17 protein-coding genes are annotated in these 21,109 nt (G+C 61.9%); 4 read left to right on the top strand and 13 right to left on the bottom strand.

From position 1 onward, the window contains the following. Window positions 1-64 precede the first annotated feature (64 nt). Window positions 65-1,267 (top strand): acyltransferase family protein, encoded by a 1,203-nt coding sequence (locus GYH35_RS05020; RefSeq protein ID WP_202624087.1) that lies wholly within the window; start codon window positions 65-67, stop codon window positions 1,265-1,267. 32 nt (window positions 1,268-1,299) lie between these two features. Here the strand turns inward: GYH35_RS05020 and GYH35_RS05025 are convergent, their stop codons facing one another. Both GYH35_RS05025 and ggt read right to left on the bottom strand, forming a co-directional pair. Continuing rightward, window positions 1,300-1,947, bottom strand: coding sequence for a hypothetical protein (locus GYH35_RS05025; protein ID WP_161827796.1), 648 nt, complete (start codon window positions 1,945-1,947; stop codon window positions 1,300-1,302). Between the two features lie 4 nt (window positions 1,948-1,951). Further along, window positions 1,952-3,682 (bottom strand): gamma-glutamyltransferase, encoded by a 1,731-nt coding sequence (gene ggt, locus GYH35_RS05030; protein ID WP_161827797.1) that lies wholly within the window; start codon window positions 3,680-3,682, stop codon window positions 1,952-1,954. A 165-nt stretch (window positions 3,683-3,847) separates the two neighbouring features. Here ggt and GYH35_RS05035 point away from each other — a divergent pair, with 165 nt between their 5' ends. Together GYH35_RS05035 and GYH35_RS05040 are read left to right on the top strand one after the other, a co-directional pair. Next, complete coding sequence (locus tag GYH35_RS05035; protein ID WP_161827798.1) at window positions 3,848-4,474, top strand: LysE family translocator; 627 nt, start codon at window positions 3,848-3,850, stop codon at window positions 4,472-4,474. 78 nt (window positions 4,475-4,552) lie between these two features. Next, on the top strand, window positions 4,553-5,242 hold the full coding sequence (locus GYH35_RS05040) for a molybdopterin-dependent oxidoreductase (RefSeq protein ID WP_161827799.1): 690 nt from the start codon (window positions 4,553-4,555) through the stop codon (window positions 5,240-5,242). Here GYH35_RS05040 and GYH35_RS05045 read toward each other — a convergent pair. The 6 genes from GYH35_RS05045 to GYH35_RS05075 form a co-directional block, all read right to left on the bottom strand. Beyond that, the gene (locus tag GYH35_RS05045; protein ID WP_161827800.1) at window positions 5,170-6,789 is read right to left on the bottom strand and encodes a tetratricopeptide repeat-containing sulfotransferase family protein; all 1,620 of its coding nucleotides are present in this window, start codon (window positions 6,787-6,789) and stop codon (window positions 5,170-5,172) included. The two genes, GYH35_RS05040 and GYH35_RS05045, sit on opposite strands and share 73 nt — an antisense overlap. Then, window positions 6,786-9,857, bottom strand: a complete 3,072-nt coding sequence (locus GYH35_RS05050; RefSeq protein WP_161827801.1) for a TonB-dependent receptor — start codon at window positions 9,855-9,857, stop codon at window positions 6,786-6,788. The genes GYH35_RS05045 and GYH35_RS05050 overlap by 4 nt, the downstream gene beginning before the upstream one ends. Before the next feature lie 326 nt (window positions 9,858-10,183). Then, window positions 10,184-10,597 (bottom strand): hypothetical protein, encoded by a 414-nt coding sequence (locus GYH35_RS05055; protein WP_161827802.1) that lies wholly within the window; start codon window positions 10,595-10,597, stop codon window positions 10,184-10,186. Between the two features lie 55 nt (window positions 10,598-10,652). Next, entirely contained in the window at window positions 10,653-13,196 is a 2,544-nt protein-coding gene (locus GYH35_RS05065) for a M36 family metallopeptidase (RefSeq protein WP_202624088.1), read from the bottom strand. Window positions 13,197-13,353: 157 nt separating this feature from the next. After that, window positions 13,354-15,066: a methyl-accepting chemotaxis protein gene (locus GYH35_RS35225; RefSeq protein WP_161827803.1), complete on the bottom strand. Its 1,713-nt coding sequence runs from the start codon at window positions 15,064-15,066 to the stop codon at window positions 13,354-13,356. A 7-nt stretch (window positions 15,067-15,073) separates the two neighbouring features. After that, on the bottom strand, window positions 15,074-16,249 hold the full coding sequence (locus GYH35_RS05075) for a putative porin (protein WP_161827804.1): 1,176 nt from the start codon (window positions 16,247-16,249) through the stop codon (window positions 15,074-15,076). 306 nt (window positions 16,250-16,555) lie between these two features. Here GYH35_RS05075 and GYH35_RS05080 point away from each other — a divergent pair, with 306 nt between their 5' ends. Next, window positions 16,556-17,146: a hypothetical protein gene (locus GYH35_RS05080; protein WP_161827805.1), complete on the top strand. Its 591-nt coding sequence runs from the start codon at window positions 16,556-16,558 to the stop codon at window positions 17,144-17,146. Between the two features lie 9 nt (window positions 17,147-17,155). On the opposite strand, the gene GYH35_RS05085 is transcribed toward GYH35_RS05080, so the two are convergent. The 5 genes from GYH35_RS05085 to GYH35_RS05105 all read right to left on the bottom strand — a co-directional run. Further along, the gene (locus GYH35_RS05085; RefSeq protein WP_161827806.1) at window positions 17,156-18,889 is read right to left on the bottom strand and encodes an ABC transporter substrate-binding protein; all 1,734 of its coding nucleotides are present in this window, start codon (window positions 18,887-18,889) and stop codon (window positions 17,156-17,158) included. 26 nt (window positions 18,890-18,915) lie between these two features. Further along, window positions 18,916-19,191: a DUF2160 domain-containing protein gene (locus GYH35_RS05090; RefSeq protein WP_161814850.1), complete on the bottom strand. Its 276-nt coding sequence runs from the start codon at window positions 19,189-19,191 to the stop codon at window positions 18,916-18,918. Window positions 19,192-19,196: 5 nt separating this feature from the next. Next, on the bottom strand, window positions 19,197-20,009 hold the full coding sequence (locus tag GYH35_RS05095) for a carbohydrate ABC transporter permease (protein WP_161827807.1): 813 nt from the start codon (window positions 20,007-20,009) through the stop codon (window positions 19,197-19,199). Continuing rightward, a complete protein-coding gene (locus GYH35_RS05100) occupies window positions 20,006-20,896 on the bottom strand; it encodes a carbohydrate ABC transporter permease (RefSeq protein ID WP_161827808.1) in 891 nt (296 codons plus the stop codon). The genes GYH35_RS05095 and GYH35_RS05100 overlap by 4 nt, the downstream gene beginning before the upstream one ends. Next, window positions 20,893-21,109, bottom strand: a 217-nt coding sequence (locus tag GYH35_RS05105) for a hypothetical protein (protein WP_161827809.1), incomplete at its 5' end; no start/stop codon positions are given. The genes GYH35_RS05100 and GYH35_RS05105, both read right to left, overlap by 4 nt.

Consider the following 21,109-nt stretch of genomic DNA (forward strand, 5'->3'; position numbering starts at 1 on the left):
CGTGATGTGGCTTATGATCGCCTGATCACAGCCACATCACGGACGGCTCACTATGGAAATGTCGGTGCGCGCGGCAGGAGTGGCTTGGGTTCGCCAGGCTGCGTCAACCACACTTTCCGGACTTGTCTCGTCCAGAGCCGCTGGGCCCGATTTCCTGCGTGCGCTCGCCATCCTGCTCGTGATGCTTTGGCATCTTCCCCGGCCCGCCACTCCAGCGATGCTGGAAGGGCTGAAGCAGTACGGCTGGACCGGCGTCGACCTTTTCTTCGTCCTGAGCGGATATTTGATTGGCACTCAGCTGCTCGCAAAGGTAGCGCGTGGGCAGAAAGTGAACTTCCGGGATTTCTATCTGAAACGCGCGCTTCGCATCCTGCCGGCGTTCTTCGTCGTGCTGGCCGTGTACGTCTTTCTGCCGGCGCTCCGGGAAAACCCGACGATGCAAGCGCCGTGGCGGTTTCTGACTTTCACGATGAACTTCGGGCTGGACTATCGGGCGACTGGCGGATTCACCCAAGCCTGGTCACTCTGCGTCGAGGAACATTTCTACCTGGTCTTCCCAGTGCTGGTGCTGCTCCTGAGCCGGCTGCGCTGGGGTGGGTGGACGCTGGTGTTGGCGTGCGGCGTGCTGCTCGGAGGAATGTTGCTGCGGGCAGCGTTGTGGGAGGACGCCATGTCGGCGCCCTTGGCTGACAATGCGACCGCCAGCCTCGCCCCCGCTTATCTCGAAGCGATCTACTATCCGACGTATTGTCGGCTCGATGGCTTGCTGTTCGGAGCGCTGCTCGCTGCGTTCAAGGCTTTCAAACCCGATCTATGGCGACGCTACGCCGACCCGCGCTGGACGCTGGTCGCGGGGATGGTCGCGATAGCGCTCGCCGTCCTCGTCTTTCATTATCCCGCCACGCCCGGCTTTCGTGGCCCGACATTGACGCTGGTCGGAGCGGTCTTTGGCTATCCTCTGCTCGCGCTTGGCTGTGCGTGCGTGTTGGCCGCATCGCTCGAGTGGGAGCGCGCCTTCGGCGCCTGGCGTGTGCCCGGCGCTGGAACGATCGCGATCCTGTCGTACAGCATCTATCTCACACACAAGCTGAGCTCGCACGCCACCGAGCTCCTGTTCGGCAAGGAGTCGATGAACGGCGTCGGTGGCTTTGCGCTCTACTTTGTAAGCAGCATCGCGGTCGGGGCGGTGCTCTGGGCAGCAGTCGAGCGGCCATTCTTGTTGATCAGAGACCGGATGCTGCCGCCGGCACGCGCAACGAATACATGACCTCGGGCCGGCCAGGTAGGCGTCGCTCTGGATCAGACCTTCGTTCGGTAGATCCTTTCGATGAAAATATCATTCTGCTCGTCGGTGTACCCGAGCAATGAGCCTTCCATCCGTTCGCACGTCTCACTCCATCCATACTTGAAACCCGTTTGGCGGAGCAACAGATAGGCATCTATCCGCCATTGTTCTGTCGGTAGCGCATAGAGGACGGTACGCACCCCCAAGGTCGTCCTCGGATCGGTCGAAGGTGCGATCACCTCACGCATGATGAAGCGCCCCGACTCCACGTAAGGCGCATAGAAGTTTTCTGGAATGACTTCAAAGGGAGGCCGGCGACTTGGGTGGCAGTCGTGGAAAACAGCAAGCGGTTTTGTGCCCGCCAGCATCATCAGCAGCTCCCTGTTTGTATGCACCTTGTATGGCAACTGGTCTAAACGGCCCCAGGGTCGCAGAACACCGGTTATCCCAAGCGCCGCGTGCTCCAGGCCGAGGGCACCTATGATCAGGGCCATCTGAGCCGCATCAAACTCATAGTCTGCCCCGGGCTCCATCTCGGCGGGATCAAGATCGAGAACTTTGCACAGCTTCAACAGGTCATGAACTTCCGCATCATAGACAATGCACCCCGTCGCCGGATCGACGACCTCGAGGACAAAGCGGTTGCCTGCCTCAGTAGTCACGGGATCAATATCCGACCGCCCTGCCTCGCTCGTTGCGCCCATCGCTCGCGCCGAGCCGTTGGCCGGTGGCGAGATCGATTTGAATGCATTCGCCGTCGCCGCCGAGGCCGAAGCTGACCGTGTGGCCGCGAGCTTCGAGCAGCTTGACTGTGTCGGGCGAGAAGCGATTGCGCTCCATGATGATCCGATCGGGCAGCCATTGATGATGGAAGCGCGGCGCGTTGACTGCCTGCTGGATATCGAGCCCGAAGTCGGCGACGCCGATCAGGATGTTCGCCACCGTCGTGATGATGGTCGGGCCGCCGGGCGAGCCCAGCACCAGCCAGAGCTTGCCGTCTTTGAGCACGATGGTCGGCGTCATGGCCGACAGCGGCCGCTTGTTCGGCCCGACCAGGTTGGCATCGCTTTGGATCAGGCCGAACATGTTGGGCACGCCGGCCTTCGCTGAAAAATCGTCCATCTCGTTGTTGAGCAGAAAGCCCAGCGAGCCGATGGTCACTTTCGAGCCGTAGCTGCCGTTGAGTGTGGTGGTCACGGCGACTGCGTTGCCATCTTTGTCGACGACCGAATAGTGAGTCGTCTGGGTCGACTCGGGCGCCGTCTTCACCGGCTTCTTCTTCGCGTACTCGGCGAGTGCTTTCGACACTTGCGGCCGCTCGAGGCGCGTCGACGCGCTGGCACGCTGCGGGTCGATGGATGCGCGCCAATCGACGGCATATTTTTTATCCGCCAGCTCGATGACCGGCAGCGTGCTGAATTCCGGATCGCCCAGATACTGCGCACGATCGTAGAACGCGCGACGGTAGCTCTCTGCGATCAAGTGAATCGCCTCCGCCGAGCCGAAGCCCGCCTTCGTGAGATCGAACCCTTCGAGGATGTTGAGCGTCTCGACCAGCGCGATGCCGCCGGAGGACGGCGGCGGCGCACTGATCACCTCCAGACCCCGATACGTGCCGCGCACCGGCTCGCGGTCGACGACCTCGTAGTTTTTCAGATCCTGCACCGTGATCAGACCGCCGCCCTGCTGCATGAACTCGGCGATCTCGCGCGCCATCTTGCCGGTGTAGAACTCATCGGGATTGGCAACGATGCGCTCCAGCGTGCGCGCCAGCTCCGGCTGTTTCAGCACATCGCCCTGACGCCAGCCTTTACCGTCGTTCTGGAAAATGCGCTTGGAATCCGGGAAATTTGGCATGTGCTTGTCGTTGGTGAGCGCACGCGCCTCGGCCCAATCGAGCTCGAACCCTTCGCGCGCCAGCTTGATCGCCGGCGCGACGACCTGCTGCAGCGTCAGCTTGCCGTACTTCTTTTGCGCGTGGACCATGCCTTTCACCGAGCCGGGCACGCCGACGGCCTTGTAGCCGACACGGCTCAGCATCGGAACCACATTGCCCTGCTCATCCTGATACATGGTCGAGGTGGCCTTGCCGGGCGCCTTCTCGCGGAAGTCGAGAAAGTGCGTTTCGCCCGAGCTCATGCGAACGAGCATGAAGCCGCCGCCGCCGAGATTGCCCGCGGCCGGATGCACGACCGCGAGCGCGAATCCGGTCGCGACAGCCGCGTCGATCGCGTTACCGCCCGCTTTCATCATGTCGACGCCGGCCTGCGATGCAAGTTCATGTACGCTCGCGACCATGCCATGGTCGGCCCGCTCGGGCTGCATGCCGGCGCCCGAGCACAACGGCGCGACGATCAGGGTGAAAATAAATACAAAACATCGAGCTTGCAGCTTCATGCGGCGGGCCTGTCTGTCCGAAGGGCCCGCGCATTGTGCGGCAGTCGGCGCGGCAACTGAATACCCTGTTGGATCCCAAGACTCCAAACACTCACAAAACTCACCCTGTGACCGAATTCGGGCAAGGCCCTGTCGCTACGACTCGGCTTACCCTATCCTGCGCGCATGTTTGAAACGCACGATCTCATGGTGTTCGTCGTCGCCGGGCTGCTACTCAACGTGACCCCGGGACCCGACGTGCTGTACATCGCGAGCTGCAGCATGCGACAGGGTTGGAAGTCGGGCGCGGTCGCTGCTTTGGGCATCAGCGCCGGCTGCTTCATACACATCACGGCCGCGGCGTTCGGCTTGTCCGCGCTCTTGATGGCCTCCGCAACCTCTTTCGCCGTTCTGAAAGTCTGCGGCGCCGCCTATCTGATCTATGTGGGAGTCTCGCTGATGGTCCAACGGCCAGCGGCGGCTGCCAGCCCCGCAGCTGTACCGACCCGACGCCGGAAGGTGTTTCTGCAGGGTTTCCTGACCAACGCCCTGAACCCGAAGGTCGCTCTGTTCTTTCTGGCCTTCGTACCTCAGTTCATCAATAGCGGCGCCACCGACAAAGCGGCCGCGTTCCTGTTCCTGGGCGCCGTCTTCAATTTCAACAGCATGCTATGGAACCTGCTCGTCGCCTGGTCGGCGGCGCAAGCCAGCGGCAAGCTGCGCAACAGCGGAGCGGCTGCATGGATGAACCGCTGCATCGGCGGCCTGTTCGTCGCGCTCGGCATCAAGCTGGCTTTCGCAAAATCGGCTTGAGCGGGCGTTCTGCCCCGTCGATTCTTTCACCGATTTCTGCAGGTTGAGGAATGAACACTGCGCACGCAGTATTCAACCATGCAGCCGACCTCCGATGACTTTGCCCTCCCGCCGGGCCAACGGGTCCGCCCTGATTTTCCTCGGTTCGGCATCGTTGCCTATGCCAGGCAACCGCTGCTGGCGACCGAAGTTCGGATCGAAGTTGTTGGCGCCATCGAGCAACCGATCGTCCTCACAGCCTCCGAGCTCGCCACGCTACCCCGCGTGACACAGCGGGCCGACTTTCATTGCGCCGCCGGCTGGAGTCATCGGGCCCTCGAATGGAGTGGCGTTCGATTCAAGGATGTTTGGGAGCAGTTGATTCTGCCCAAGGCGCGCCCTACCACGCAGATCAAGTTGATCGTGCTTCGCTGCCAGGACCGCTACCGGACGGCGCTGCCGCTGGCCGATCTGATCGCCGCCGACGTATTGCTAGCCGATCGACTGAACGGTCAACCGCTCACGGTGGAACACGGTGCGCCGATCCGGCTCGTTGCCCCAGCGCACTATGGATACAAGAATGCCAAACATCTCAGCCGCCTCGAGCTGCGAGCGGACGAGCATGGTTATCGTGCGAAGGTGCGCCTGCTGGATCACCCGCGCGCCCGGGTAGCACAGGAAGAGCGTGGCCAGTTTCTGCCCGGATGGATACTGCGTTACGCGTTTCGTCCCTTCATCGAACCGATCGTCCGCGCCATCAAAGCGATCGGCGACAACCAGCGTTCGTAGGGCGTCCACTTGGGGCGATCGCGGAGTTGAATGCCGTCGCGTACCTGCACGGCGCTGGCGGTGACGACGCCACGGCGTCGCGAGCCGAGTTCCAGCATCGCCGGATCAAACGACAGACCGCAGAACTCTGTCACGCGCCGCAGTTGTGACTCCGGATCCGTCAGGAGCTGCGCATATTCCACGTCGAGTATTCGACCGGCAAACCGCGCGTGCCAGTGCTTCATCAAGCCGGCGTACCACCGGTAGTAGTCCGCCAGCTCGCGAAGGTCATAGCTGTACGGGTTCGCATCGGAGAAGAGCTCGCGCAGATTGGAGAAGCAAGTCTCCACCGGATCGCGGACCATGTGCAGAATCTTTGCCTGCGGCAGAGCATGCGCGATGAAGCCGATGTTGAGGAAATTGGAAGGAAGCTTGTCGGTGAAGAATGGCGCCTCGCCCAGCCGCCATCGAACGCCATCGATATAGCGCTCGCCAGCAATACTGAGGTCGACGCCTCGCGCCCGCTCGACCAGCGTCGCATCGATCACTCCCTTGCAATGACGATCCGTCGTGTATCGCATCGCGCTGGTGAAATCATACAGTTCGCCCAGCGCAGCGACTTGCGGATGCCCGGCGAGCATCTGTTCCAACAATGTCGTGCCGGAGCGATGCATCCCTACTATGAAGATCGGCGTCGGCCCCCGATCGTCATGGACCGTGCCGCTCCCCTCGAATGTCGGCAACACATCGAACAGATGCTTCGCTATGCGCGGGTCGTAATTCAGACGCGATCGTTTCGCACGACAGCCCTGCATCAATGCATGCCACGCCTCGTCATATCGCTGCAGGTCGTCGAGCTCCTTGTGGAGCGCGAACGACAGCAACGCTATGTCCTCCGTAGATCGTCCCGAACGCGCAAGCTCCCGCCTGATTGCATCGACATGATTGCGCTCGGGCGTCTGGCGCCGGAGCCCAGCTCGCAGCCAATAACCCTGCGCGATTTCCGGAGCACGGCGGATGGCACGATCCACATCCTGTTCCGCCTCGTCGAATCGTCCGAGGTAGGTGAGAACCTGCGTGCGAGCCAGCAGCGTCGTCGGATAGTCGGGATCGGCCCGCCGCGCCTCGTCGAGATACTCGATGGCGCGCTCCGGAAGATTGAGATAACTCAGCTGCGCCCCGGCGGCGATCAGCAGCGGAATGGACATTCTGTCGGGCGGCCCTGCCCGTTCGATGCACGCCAACAGCTCCGGCGCCCTGTTGAACGTCCGCAGGCGCGGCAGCAGCTCGGCAAGGATCTTTGCATCCGTCGTCCCAGTTCGCGCAGCGGCGAGCGCGAAACCTTCGGCGCGACGATAATTTCCTCGCAGCGAATGCATGTACGACAGTTGCACGAGCGTATAAGGATCGTCCGGCGTCAGCGCAAGAGCCTTTTCGTACGCTGCGATGGCTGCGTCCCACTCCCGCCTGACAGCCAGCGCCTCCGCGCTCGCCAGTATCGACTGGACCTCATGAGAAACGGCCGCCTGCTGGCGGCCGTATGAAGCAGATTCGCTCCTTTCGCTCAAAAGTGATAAACCAACGAGAACTGAAACTCGCGCGGCGACTGGAATGCTCGAGGCACGAGATAGGTGCTCACCGGCGCGCCCGTGGCGCCATCCTCCGCGCGGTCGTCCACAGCGATGGCTTCCTGCTTGTTGAAGACGTTGAATACATCCATCTTCGCCGTCAATCCTTCGGCCCAGGTCGGAGTGTAAGCAACGCTCAGGTCGACCTGATAAGTCCAGGGCAATCGGCCCGCCGTGCCCCGCGGCCGCGGCTCCGATGGGCCGGCCTGTCCGCCTGCCAACGTCGTGCCACAGCGGAAGAAGGAAGAACCGTAGGGGTGAATATCGCCGTGATAGGGATACAGCACGCCCAGACAGTTCTTCGGTCGTCCCGACTGCACCAGCAGGTTGGTGCCCACCGCGAACTCGTCGGTGAATGAGTAGCTGCCGAACAGCTTCAGCGAGTGACGGCGATCGTTCGGCAGATAGCCGTACGAATCCACGGCGAGCTCCTTGTAATCGAAGTCCTGGGTGACGTTGGTGTCATCCTGGCCGATGTCGGATTTGACGCCGCCCTCGGTATTGCCCTTGCTGTAAGCCAGCGTGTAGGTGGCTTGCATGAACGTGCGGTCCCAGTTGCCGTCCCAGAACAGCTCGAGCGCCTTGTAGGTGCGCCGTGCCTTCGGCGAGAGCAGATCGCCGTCGACCGTCGTCTGCTTCAGCGTGCCATCGCCATAGAGGTCGGTCAGGAAGATCGCGTCCTCGCCGGGGTTGAACATCCGGCAGAACGGAAAGCCGGCATTCGGCAGATCGGCCGCGCGGCCGTTGGCGTCGAACCAGACGCCCTCCTCCTCATCGAGCGTGAAGCCCTCGGTCGTCAGGATCGCGGTGTAGTCGCAATTGTCGTCGATGGCGGCTTTCAGCTCGCGATAGATGGCGCGCGCGCCGATGTTCTGATGATTGGTGATGCGCATCTGCACACCGAGGATGAATTCATCCTGATACATCGGGTCCAGGTTCTTCGACGCGATCGTCTGCGCGTTCTTCGGCTCGCCGAACTCGCCGTTCACGTACCGGAAGTTGTTTCGCGACACGAGGCCGAGGGGCGTCCCCGTCACCGGATCGACTCCCGTGAAAAAGTAATCCTCGCGCGTGAACAACGACGCGCTCGCGCCGCGAATGGCAACACTCGCCGTCAGCGGCAGCGCATAGCGGCCTGCGTTGCCATAGACCTTCATCGATGAGTCGCCCTTCACGTCCCAGGAGAAGCCGAGGCGCGGCCCGAACTGGTTGTCGATCTCGACATAGGTCTCGCCCTGACCGTTCAAGTTCTCGAAACTGTCCCAGCGCAGGCCGGCCGAGAGCAGGAAATTCTCGGTGATGTTCCAATTGTCCTCGATGTAGAACGCGCGTTGCTTGACCTCGACAGTCGCGCCCTGATTGACGATCTGCTCGCGCACCGTGTCCCGGCGTACTCCACCAATGGTGGCCGTCGAGTATCGCCACTGGCGCCCGCCTTCGATCGATTCGCCCGCGACCGACTCGAAGTCATCGAGGTCGTATCCGAAGCGCAGCAGATGCGCACCGAGCTCCCATTCGGCATCGATGCGCAACTGATTGCGCTCGTCCCTGGCGTCCTCGCGCTCGATGTTTCCCAGGTTCGGGAACGTCGCCGTGATGTTGCACGTACTCGCATATGTGCCGGTGGCCGCGCGTCGATCTGCTGCGCGAGCATCGACGATGACCGGACAGCCGCTGGCTGGCGTGTTGAGATCGCCGCTGTAAGCGACGCGCCGGCCGTCGGCCGTCGTGAGGTGCAAGCCTCGCGAGTACTCGCCATAGCCATACAGGGCGGACACCGTGAACGAATCGGTGATGTAGCTCGTGTACTTGCCGACCACATTCGTGCCGCCATTCTCCTCGTACTGCGTGCCGATCAAGCCGAGCCGATTGGCCGCACCGAGCGTATTGAGATAAACCTTGCTGGTGGTCTCTTCCTGGTCGGAAAAGCCGGTCAGCTCGAACGAATTCGCATCGTTGATGTGCCAGTCGAGCTTCACCAGCCAGCTCGGCCGCTCGGTCTTGTCGTTGGTGTTGTTGGCCTGCGTGACGTTGCCCCAGCGGTCTTCTTCGTGCTCGCTGTAGCCGATCAACGCAAAGGCGAACAGCTTGTCCTTCACCAGCGCGCCGCTCGCCCAGACATTGGCAGTCCACTCTCCGGTCTCCTCTTCGGCGTTGATGGAGCGCACCGTGCCCAGGCTGCTCGGCTCGAGTGGGTTGGAGTAGATGGCATTTCTGGTCTTGGCGCGCAGCGAACCCGGCGTCCAGTAGATGCTGGAACCCGATTGGAACTCGTTGGTGCCGCGCTTGGTCGTCTGACTGACGACGCCGCCCAGCGAGCGGCCGAATTCTGCGCCATAACCGCCCGTTTTCACCTGCTGCTCGGCAATCGCTTCGAACGGAATCTTGGAGAAGTTCAGGCCGCGGAACGAGTTCGTCACATTGAAGCCGTTCACGTAGTACTGATTCTCGGCGACCGACGAACCGCCGAACGACGGCAACTTTCCGTCCGCGAACGCGAAGTCGCCGCGCACGGCGCCGGGAGCCAGTAACGCCGCCGACGTGAGATCGCGCAGCACAGGAATCTTCGACAGTTGATCGGCGGACAGGATGGTGACCGACTCCACCGAAGAAACATCGATCGGATTGACGCGCACTCCGGTGACCACGATGTTTTCCAACGTCAGGGCGCCATCGGAGGCGGTGACGAAAGTCACCGGCGTCCCCGTGCCAGCGCTGACCAGCACGCTGTCGCGGACCACCGTCGTACCGTCTGCATGACGCAGCGTGATCCGGTATCTGCCGGGCGATAAGGCGGGCACGCGATAAGAACCATCGGCCCCCACGGAAATTTCTCGGCGGAATCCTGTCCCCTCACCCTCGACTATGACAGTGTCTCCCGAGGCTGCCTGTCCGAACACGCTGCCGCCCGTGCTCTGGGCCAACGCCGGACTGCTCGCCATCAGTGCAGTGGCACTGACCGCAAGCGCATGCCTCACCGCTATCGCGAGTGTGTTTCTGCTCAACATGATCTCCTCCTGAGAGCTGTTGTTTTGAACTCCCCCATCGTTATTGGCTCGGTCTTGTCGCGAGCATACAACTGCAATTTGGTCGTTAAAAGCTAAATTGCCGCGGCGATTCGGCTGTATACGAGCTGCAGAAAACCGGAACCGACGCGCGAAGTCGGTGCGTAGACAGGATTTTTTTCGAGCAGAGCCACTAAGTCGTTGTATGGATATTGTTAGTCAACGACGCGTGCGCGATGCGTGGCTGCAACGAGCGCTACAAATTGGAGCACATATATCTCGCAAGTATTGATCCAAGCCGAGCGACTTGGATCCAAAGATTCTGCCGTTTATCTCGAATGCGCCACTTTCAAAGTAACGCGGTACTCGTCGGCGGAAATTTCGCGCGTCGAGATGCGTTCGGGCTCGACCTTCACTACGAACAACTGGAAATCGCCAACCGTCGCATGCTGTCCAGCCGTGATCTCATGTTGGTCGGCTGCGGCCGCATCGATCCGGGTCGACAGTTGCACCTTGACCTCGCCCGCCCAGACGCAAGTCACATCGGTCGGACAGCGCGAATCCTCAACGACGCGCACGAACTGCACGGTGAGTCCGTGCGGATCGAACACAGCCTGCTCTTTCGGCGCCAACTGAACTTCCTGATCGAGACTCGCTGCATGAGAGGCAGCGGCACCGCCCGACTTGCAGGCGACGAGCGCGACGGCCAGCAGCAGCGGAACAAGAGCGTGATGGTATTTCATAGCGTGAGAATAGCAGCGCGGGCCCGGATGGGCCCGCGCTGTGGGTCGACAATGGTTACTGTTGCGTGATGCGCACGTCGTCGATGCCCGCTTCGACCAGGCTCGCCGTGCCTGCATCCGCTGCTTCGATCAACAAGCGCACGGTCTGCCCGGCAAACGCATTGAGACTGGCCGACGCCGTGGACCATGCGCCATCGACATCGGTCGCCGATGCGAGCCGCTGAAACACCACGCTGGTCGTCGATGTGCCAACGACGCTGACCCGCAGGAAGTCCGCGCTGGTCGCGTTACTGCCATGAGCAAGGTACTGGCTGAACGTCAGCGTCAGCGTCCCCGTTGCCGGCAAGGCAATGGCCGGTGAACGAATCGAAGTGACGCCGCCATCGATGTCGTTCACCCCTGCGCTTGCCCCTGCCAGCCGAGCAGTGACGAGATCGTTACTGCCGCTGGTCGTCGTGCCGAGTTGTTTGGCGCCGCTGGAATCGGTCGCTTCAGGATCGCCGCGTTCCCACGCTCCAGAGATGGCGGTATCCGTGCCGTTCGGATTCGTCTGCCAACCCAAGCTGGTCTCGAAGGTATCCTCGAACACGACCGTGCCGCCGCCGCCCTGGCACGAAGCCGGAACGTTGAAGCCATTGGTCGGAGCGGTGCTGCCCGAACCGCCGCTGACTGCGTTCGCGCCGAGACCGAATGCCGCGAAGGCTTCCCACACACGACAAACATCTTCGCCGCCGTGGTTATCCATTGCCGCCTGGATGATGCCGTCGCGCACTTGAGTGAAGGTCGGATTGCACGCCGTGTTCTTCAATCCCTCGTTCACGTACAACATCATGCGCTGATTGCCCGCGCCGCCGGCAGCGTTGTAGAGATTGGAACTGAAGCCCCATTGATCGACGAGCTTCCAATACACCTCCCACGCTGCTTGCGCCCACACTGAGCCGACGCCGTGTGGAACCGCCATGCCGTTGATGCTCGCATACGTCCAGGTGTTGACGGCCGGATCGGTGCTGTAACGCTGCGTGCGAATGCCCGCTCCGCTGGTCGCCTGGCCTAGCGCATACGTGCCCATGCCACGCGGAGTGGCTCCCGTGTCGCTGGCTCGCGCGGTGTATGCAAGCGCCCACCAATCCGACAGACCTTCGCCGGGCTGCTGACGATTCGTGAGGCAGTTGACGTTCGACGGTCCGCCGACCAGACGATTGGAAATGCCGTGGCCATACTCGTGCACCACGATGCCCGCATCCAGGTCGCCATCGCGATCCGGATTGGGACTGGTCCAGACATACATCTGCATGCGCGGCCGCGAGCCGTCGGCCGGTGTGGCGAAGTTGGCGTTGTTGGTGCCGCCGCCGTCTTGAGCTTCGGCTCTCACGGAATCGTTGCCCGCCCCACCGCGGCCATAGTTGTTGACCTGAAAGTTACCGGCCGCCTCGTCGAAGCCGTACTGATACTGAACATCGTGAATGATGTTGTTCCAGTAGAACAAATTGGTCACCGCACTCGGACGATACGTGCTCGGCGCTCCCGAGAGATTGATCGCGAAGTCGAAGTTGAGCGCCGCACCGCCGCTCGGACTGGAGCCTGCGTCTGGCGAATTGTTGTTATCCGTATCGGTGTAGGCCGAGACGTTGTTGCCTTCGGTCGTGGTGAACTCCGCGCCCGCCGCTCCATTCGTGTCGTGCCATCCGAACGGCGACGCGAGGCTGTTCGCGGGATTCACTACGAGCGTTCGGCCATCGGACGGAGGCAGCGGGCTCGTGTGCGTCGGACTCTCCACCGGCTGTGCATACACCCGATATTGGTCGGCGACCGTTCCATCGAAGCGCGTCCAAACCTGACCCGTGTCGGCGTCGACGGTAAAGTCCCAGGTGTGCTGCTGATCCGGCGTATCGATCTGGAAATTCCACACCAGGCGCGCCTCGCCTCGTCGGATCGGCAACAACATCAGGCGGCCCTTCGGCGGCTTCACCGGGACGCCGCTCATGCTCGAGAACTTCGCTGCCGCACTCACTGCTTCGGCGAGCTGCATCCTCGGACGCAGCGAACGCACCGACTGCGCCAATCCCGGCAAAAATGAATTGTTCACGCTGATGATGCGGCCGTCGCGATTCACATTGATCTGCAGCTGCGCGTTGTACACCGGGATGCCGGCGTGACGCTGCTGCAAATAAATGTGCGTGGCGCCGGTCACTCGCGAGTACACGACGTCCGACACCGCATATCCCTGCAGGTCGGACGGCTCGAGTCCCAGCGCAGCGACGTTGCTGCGAATGAACGCCATCGCCAGATCCATGTGCCGGCCACTCGCCTTGCCCGTGAGATAGCCGCGCTGGCTGGACAGCGAGCTCACTGCGCCGGTGGTGTCATTGGATTCCACGGTGAGCTCTTCCACATTGGCTATCAGTCCCTGAATCGATTCAGGCTGAATGGCGTCGGTGGATCGACCCGCGGTGAAGCCCCGGTTGAGATCGAGCCGCGCGTCGAAGTGACGTTCGGCATCCTGCGTCGGCGATATTTCTTGAGCGCTTGCCGGCGAGAGCCAGGACAGGCCGCAAGCGACTGACAGCGACGCGACGGTGAATCCTCGGCATCGGTTCATGATGCAACTCCTTCCGTGAGTAAACATTGAGGATGTAGGTCACGCGCGATTCAGCACGCCTCGCTTGCCGCTGTCAACTGGGCATGATCGATGTTAGTTCGCGCCGCGTGACACGTCCCAATGTCACGCGTTTGATTTGTCGACAAGCGGCAGTGCTTCAGAACTCCTGCCAGGCAGCGTCGTGACCGCTCGCCTTCGCGAGCGGCGCACTGGGTTGGCTCCCGGTCGAACGCGATGGTTTCGCCGGCCGGCGCAACGGCGTAACAGCAGGCTTGACGGTGTGAACGCCCTGCTTGACCTGCGCACCTGAGGATTCGCGAGTACGGAACTGGCCGACCTGCGCCACCAGGCCCTGCGCCTGCTGCTCCAACGCCTTGCTCGCCGCCGACGCCTCTTCCACGAGTGCTGCGTTCTGCTGCGTAGTCGTGTCCATCTGCGACACTGCGTTGTTCACCTGGTCGATGCCCTGCGCCTGCTCTTCGCTCGCCGCTGCGATCTCGGCCACGATGTCGCTGACGCGCTTCACCGCTTCCATGATGTCATTCAGTGTGCGACCCGACTCGTCCACCAGTTCCGAACCGGCCTTCACCTTGTCGACCGAGTCGTTGATGAGATCTTTGATCTCCTTGGCGGCCGTGGCGCTGCGCTGAGCGAGGCTGCGCACTTCGCTGGCGACAACCGCAAATCCACGACCTTGCTCGCCGGCGCGGGCAGCTTCCACCGCCGCGTTGAGCGCGAGCAGGTTCGTCTGGAAGGCGATCTCGTCGATCACGCTGATGATGTCCGCGATCTTGCGGCTCGAACCGTTGATCTCCTCCATCGCCTGGACTGTGCGCTGGACGACTGCGCCGCCTTTTTCCGCGTGCGAGCGCGCGTTGCTGGAGAGCTGGTTCGCCTGGCGGGCGTTGTCCGCATTCTGCTTCACGGTCGCCGTCATCTCCTCCATGCTCGACGCCGTTTCTTCCAGCGCCGCGGCCTGCTCTTGCGTGCGCTGGCTCAGGTCGTCGTTGCCGCGAGCGATCTGCAACGTGCCCGTCGACATGGAACCCGACAATGACTTGGTCGTCGAGACGATGTCATGCAACTTTTCGATGAAGCCGTTGAGCGAAGTCGAGATCTCGCCGAACTCCGCATTCAACCGCGGCAGGCGATAGGTCAGGTCACCGTCGCCGGCCCGCAAGTCTTCGGTCGCGCGAAGTACCTGATGCAGCGGATTCACGATACTGCGGGCGATCAGCATCGCCAGCGCGATCGACAACGCAATCGCGAGCGCACCGCCGCCCATGAGCACGACATCGAGCGTCTTGCGGGCGGCCGCGGCGGCCGCCGTGCGCTCGCCCAAGAGATCGTCCTCAACGTCCACGATCTCAGCGAGCTTGGCGCGCATCGCATCCATGCCCTGCTTGCCGTGCGCCTCGCGCTCGAACTGCACGAGCGCGTCCATGGCCTTGCCGCCTGCGTTCACTTCACGGCGCAAGGCAAATGACGGCTCCACCGCCTTTTGCAGCCAGTCCTGCTGTGAACGCTTCAAATCCTCCAGTCGGCGCTGCTGTGCCTGATTGTCCGCGGTGAGCTCGCGGAGCGCATCGAAGCTTGCGTTGAACGCCGTCTGCCCGCTCTGGAACGGCTCCAGAAACGAGTCCGTGCCGGTCATCAGGTAACCGCGCTGGCCGGTTTCCATGTTGATCAGCGCCTGCAAGGTGCGATCGGCCTGCTGGATCACTTCGTAGGTATGGATGTTCATGTCCTGCGATCGCAGCTGTTTGCTCTGACTGAGCTTGGCAGCCGTGATCAGGCCCATCAGGATCGCAACGATGATGCCGAAGGCCATCATCAGTCGCGCGTTGATCTTCAAATTTGCAAAGCTCATGGCGTTCTCAGTAGGTGAAATCGATATCAAGCTGGATCAGATCGAACGGCCGCGGCGCTATCGATGAAATGTTCACTTGGTTGTGCAGATACGACAGCGAGCTGCTCCAACGTCCCGCCGGCCGATACGAGAGCCGGAAGGCATGGCCGCGCGAGTCTGTGCTGCCACCGCCGAAATCGCCGTCCATCAATTGACCGAATAGCGCGTCTTTCTCGATCCGCGTGTAGTGATAGCCGATGCGCCAGTGCTTCAGTCGCGAGGCGTTCACGGTGACGCCTGCTGCATACGCAAGGTCATCGTCAGATGCCGCCACGTTGCGCGCCAGGTGCATGAATACGGTGAGCGAACCGGGGTAACGCTGCATCGTCAGCTCGGAGGCGAGCTCGGCGACATCGAAGTCGTTCAGCAGCTCGCCGGCCGCGTTCAAGCTATTGCCGTATGGATTGACGCCGTCGAGGAACGGCTTTTGGCCGGCGACATGAGTGAAGTCGGTATAGGCTGCGGCAACCGTCAAGCGAGCAGGCGCGTCCTCGGCGCTCGCAAAGCCGAGTTGCAAACCGCTTTGCCGCGAATCGGCCGCATCGGCGCGCGTTTGCAGCCAGAAGTGATGGGCATTGGCGAACCAGCCGGAGTCGCTGCGATAGGCGCTCGACCACCCTTCCGGATTGAAATCGCCGCCGATGAAGACGCTCTGCGCGGGCTGCCAGTTCGGGTAAGCGACCTTGCCGGCAACCACGCGCAACTCCGGCGCAATCGACCACTGCAGATAAGCCAGATCGACACCCAAGCTTCGCCGCGAGTACCCGCCGGAGAACGTCAAATGCGCAGAGCGCGGATCACCCTCGCCCGTCGACAGCCTGAATCCGGTAAGCAGGGAATCGGTGATTTCCGCTTGCACGCCGAAGCGTGCACGAACGCGCTGACGGTCGTTGTCCACTGGGCCGACATCGATGCTTTCGGCGCGATATCGGGCGTCGCCCGAGAAGGCGAGATTGCCGACGATCGGGTCGCGATCTGCGGCCGGAGCGGCACCCGCGTCCGGGCCTATTCTTTCCTCCAGCGCTTTGACACGCTCCCGCAGCGCCTGCAGTTCCGCTGCCTGGGCGTCGGAGGCTTCGGCGTAGACGTCGGGCGCAAAACAGACGGCGATGGACACTGCGACGGCGAGTCTTCTACCACGCATACCTATTTCTGCCCAAACATCTATCAACCGATCTCGTGGTATCACATCGACACCGATCAGTAGCGCTTGAGTGAAGGCGCGGCCTTTCAGGCGCCGCCTTACGTGGATAGACGCAGAGGTGTTGAGTACCAAGTGGGGCCTCTCCCTAACGCCGAGCCAGCCGCGCACCTGGCGTGAAGTGCGTCACGGTCCGCGGAGGCAGTTTCACAGCACCGCGCGGCACGCCACTGGACCATGGCCCAATGCGCCGCGCCGGTGCGAACGTTTCAATTCAGCATTGCCGGCGGTGCGCGGAGGCCTATCAGCATGTACAACTCCATGTCGAAGCGAGTGAGTCTGTGCGTCGTTGTCGTCACGCTGGCGGCGCTGGCCGGATGCGAAATGACCTCGCATCGTGTCGGGCAAAGCGCGACCGTGCAGTTCGGTGTCGTGCAAAACGCCCAGCAAGTCACGCTGGACTCGCAAGCCGCGCAAGGAGCGATCATCGGCGGAACCATCGGCTTGCTGGCAAGCGGACGCGGCTCACGAGGACGCGGTGCCGCTACGGGAGCTGTGCTCGGTGGTGCGGCCACAGCGGCCACTCAGGGCAATCGCACCGGCATTCAATACACGGTGCAAATGTCAGATGGGAGCTCAGTACGCATCATCAGCGATCAGCGCGAGATCAAGCCCAACGATTGCGTCGCCATCGAGCGGGTTGGCAATAGCGCGAACATCCGTCGCGCTTCCTCGGACTACTGCGACCCGGCCAACGCCGAGGCCATCAGCAAGGTGAGCGATGCCAGCAAATCGGAAGCCGGCCACTGCCAGGCCGCGAAAGAGGAACTCGCGGCGGCAGAGGACGAGAAGGCAGTGGACCTTGCCAGCCGCAAGGTCGAGCTGTTGTGCGATGACTGACTATTTGCATCAGCGCGCCTTGCCATCCTTCCAGGCCTGCAGCAGCTGCTCGTACGACACGGTCTCGCCCTTGGGCTTTTCGTTCGCGAGCTTCGCCCAGGGCGCCGACTTGTTCGACAGCCAGGTGGTTGGATCCTGTTTCGGATTGAGCTTCGGCGGACAGTTCTTCATGCCGGCGCGTTCCAGCCGGGCGAGAATGCGATCCATCTGATCGGCGAGGTTATCCATCGCCGCCTGCGGCGTGCGCTCGCCGGTAACGGCAGTCGCGACGTTCTGCCACCACAGCTGCGCGAGCTTCGGATAGTCGGGCACGTTGTTCCCCGTCGGCGTCCACGCAACGCGCGCGGGACTGCGATAGAACTCGATCAGTCCGCCGTACTTCGCCGCATTCTTCGTGAAGTAGTCGTGGCGAATGTCACTGTCGCGAATGAACGTGAGACCGACGATGGATTTCTTCAGCGACACGGTTTTCGCGGTAACAAATTGCGCATACAGCCAGGCCGCGGCGAGACGGTTCGGATCGTGTCCGCGAAAGAACGTCCACGAGCCCACATCCTGATAGCCGTTCTGCATGCCGTCCTTCCAATAAGGTCCGTGCGGCGACGGCGCCATCCGCCACTTCGGCGTGCCGTCCGCGTTCACGACCGGCAGGCCTTTCTTCGTCATGTCGGCAGTGAATGCCGTGTACCAAAAGATCTGCTGCGCAATCTCTCCTTGCGCGGGCACAGGGCCGGACTCGGAGAACGTCATGCCCATCGATTGCGCCGGAGCGTACTTCTTCATCCAGTCGATGTACTTGGTGAGCGCGTACACGGCTGCGGGTGAGTTCGCAGCACCGCCGCGCGCGACCGAAGCGCCCACTGGCGTGCACTTGTCCGCAGCAACGCGAATGCCCCACTCATCCACCGGCATGCCGTTGGGAATGCCTTTGTCCGCCGCGCCGGCCATCGACAGCCAGGCGTCGGTGAAGCGCCAGCCCAACGAAGGATCCTTCTTGCCGTAGTCCATGTGTCCATACACGCGCTTGCCATCGAGCTGCTTCACGTCGTTGCTGAAGAACTCGGCAATGTCTTCGTACGCGCTCCAGTTCACCGGCACGCCGAGCTCGTAGCCGTATTTCTTCTTGAATCGCTCCTGCAGATCCTTGCGGGCAAACCAATCGGCGCGAAACCAATAAACATTGGCGAACTGCTGATCGGGCAGCTGATACAGCTTGCCGTCCGCCGCGGTCGTGAACTTCCGGCCGATGAAGTCGTTGAGATCGAGCCCGGGATTGGTGAACGCTTTGCCCGTGGTCGCCATGAAATCCGACAACGGCAGGATCGCGCCGTAGCGGTAGTGCGTGCCGATCAAATCGGAATCGGTGATCCAGCCGTCGTAGATGGATTTGCCGGACTGCATCGAAGTCTGCAGCTTCTCGACCACGTCGCCTTCCTGGATCAGGTCGTGCTTGACCTTGATGCCGGTGATTTCCTCGAAGGCGCGCGCCAGGATCTTCGCTTCATATTCGTGCGTGGTGATCGTTTCCGAGACCACGCTGATTTCTTTGATGCCCTTGGTGCGCAGCTGATTGGCCGCGCCGATGAACCATTTCAGCTCCGCGAGCTGCTGGTCCTTGCTCAGGGTTGCGGGTTGGAATTCCTGATCGATCCATTTCTTCGCCGCCGCCTCGTCGGCGCTGGAAGCCGCCGCGAAACATAAGGCCACCGCAGAGATCGCAACCCGGAGCACCTGCTTGTTCATGGTTCCTCGCTAGACTGAACTGAACCCTATCCCCACCGCATCACGCACACGAGACCGACTGCACCGAGCATCGCGCCCCACCACTGAGTGAGATCGGTGACGCCGGTCCACGCCAGATTGATATACGCCGCCAGCAGCAGACCGATGAAGAGACGATCGCCGCGCGTCGTGACCAGCGGCAACAAGCCTTTGCGCGGCACCGTCGGCGAGCGCAGCTCCCAAATCGTCATCCCGATCAGCATCAAGGCAATACAAACGAAGAAGATCGCCACCGGCGCAGTCCATGCCATCCACGACAGCAGGTCCATCACACCCTCCCCATCGCGAAGCCCTTGGCGATGTAGCGACGAACGAAATAGATGACCAGCGCGCCCGGCACGATCGTCAACACGCCCGCCGCCGCCAGGGTTCCCCAATCCATGCCCGCGGCGGACACGGTGCGAGTCATCGTCGCCGCAATCGGCTTGGCGTCCACGGAAGTCAGCGTGCGCGCGAGCAACAGCTCGACCCAGGAAAACATGAAGCAGAAAAACGCCGTGACGCCGATGCCGGCTTTGATCAACGGCAGCAGGATCCGGATGAAGAATCGCGGGAAGGAGTAACCGTCGATATACGCGGTTTCGTCTATCTCACGCGGCACGCCCGAGATGAAGCCTTCCAGAATCCACACGGCCAGCGGCACATTGAAGACCATGTGCGCCAGGGCCACAGCGATATGCGTATCGATGAGACCGAGCGCCGTGTAGAGCTGAAAGAAAGGCAGCAGGAACACTGCCGGCGCCGTCATGCGATTGGTCAGGAGCCAGAAGAACAGGTGCTTGTCGCCAAGAAAGGAATAGCGCGAGAACGCGTACGCGGCCGGCAAGGCGATCGTCACCGACAGCACGGTGTTGATCGTCACGTAGACGATCGAGTTGATATAGCCGTCGTACCACGATGGGTCGGTCAGAATGCCGATGTAGTTCGCCAACGAAAAGGATTCCGGGAACCAGGCGAACGCGCCGGTGATGGCCTCGTTACTGCGCAGGCTCATGTGCCCGAGCCAATAGATCGGGGCGAGCGTGAACACCAGGTACAGAACGAGCAGGATCCGGCGTCCCGGAAAGGAACGCGCGCTCATGCGGACCTTGCCTGTTGCTCGCCCGCTCCGACGCTCTTCATGAAGTTATAGAGCACGAAACACAACAGCAGAATGATCAGGAAATACACCAGCGAGAACGCCGCCGCCGGGCCGAGATCGAACTGCCCCACGGCCTTCTGCGTCAGATACTGCGATAGGAAGGTGGTCGCCGTGCCCGGTCCGCCGCCGGTCAACACGAACGGCTCGGTGTAGATCATGAAGCTGTCCATGAGCCGCAGCAGGACCGCGATCATGAGAACGCTGCGTAGCTTCGGCAACTGGACGTAACGGAATACAGCCCATCGCGAAGCTCCATCGATACGGGCTGCTTGATAGTACGCCTCGGGAATCGCCCGCAGCCCCGCGAATGCCAGTAGTGCGACCAGCGGCGTCCAATGCCACACGTCCATGACGAGCACCGTTATCCAGGCGTCCCAAGGCTCTTGCGCATAGTTGTAGTCGAACCCGAGCTGTGTCAGCACGTAGCCGAGCAAACCGATATCGGCGCGCGCGAAGATCTGCCAGATCGTGCCGACCACATTCCATGGAACGAGCAGGGGCATCGCAAGCAGGACCAGAACCAGCGACGAGCGCCATCCCTCTTTGGGCATCGACAGCGCCAGGGCGATACCGAGCGGAATTTGAATCGCCAGCACGGCCGCGCTGAATATGAGCTGTCGGAACAATGCGCTGTGCAGCTCGGGATCGCGCAACACCTCTTTGTACCATTCCCAGCCGACGAACACGCTTTGTGACGGGCTGAGAATGTCCTGCACCGAATAGTTCACGACCGTCATCAACGGAATCAGCGCCGAGAACGCCACGCTCACCAGCACCGGCAACACCAACCACCACGCACGCTGGTTGACCGGCTTGGCAACGCTCATGCAACTCTCCGGTCATCGGCGTAGAGCGCGCACTTGTCAGGTGGAATGTAGGCGAACGCGGGCCCGACGCCGACGGCTTCGCTTGCGTGTCGTACCTTGCTCCACGCCGTGCGCCGACCGATCTGGAGTTGCACCATCCACTGCGTGCCTTGATCCTGAGCCGAGGTGACGATGGCCGGCACTCGATTCGGCCCGGGCGACGAATGCACCTCC

It is taken from the genome of Steroidobacter agaridevorans (assembly GCF_009932555.1).
Taxonomy (GTDB): Bacteria; Pseudomonadota; Gammaproteobacteria; order Steroidobacterales; family Steroidobacteraceae; genus Steroidobacter; species Steroidobacter agaridevorans.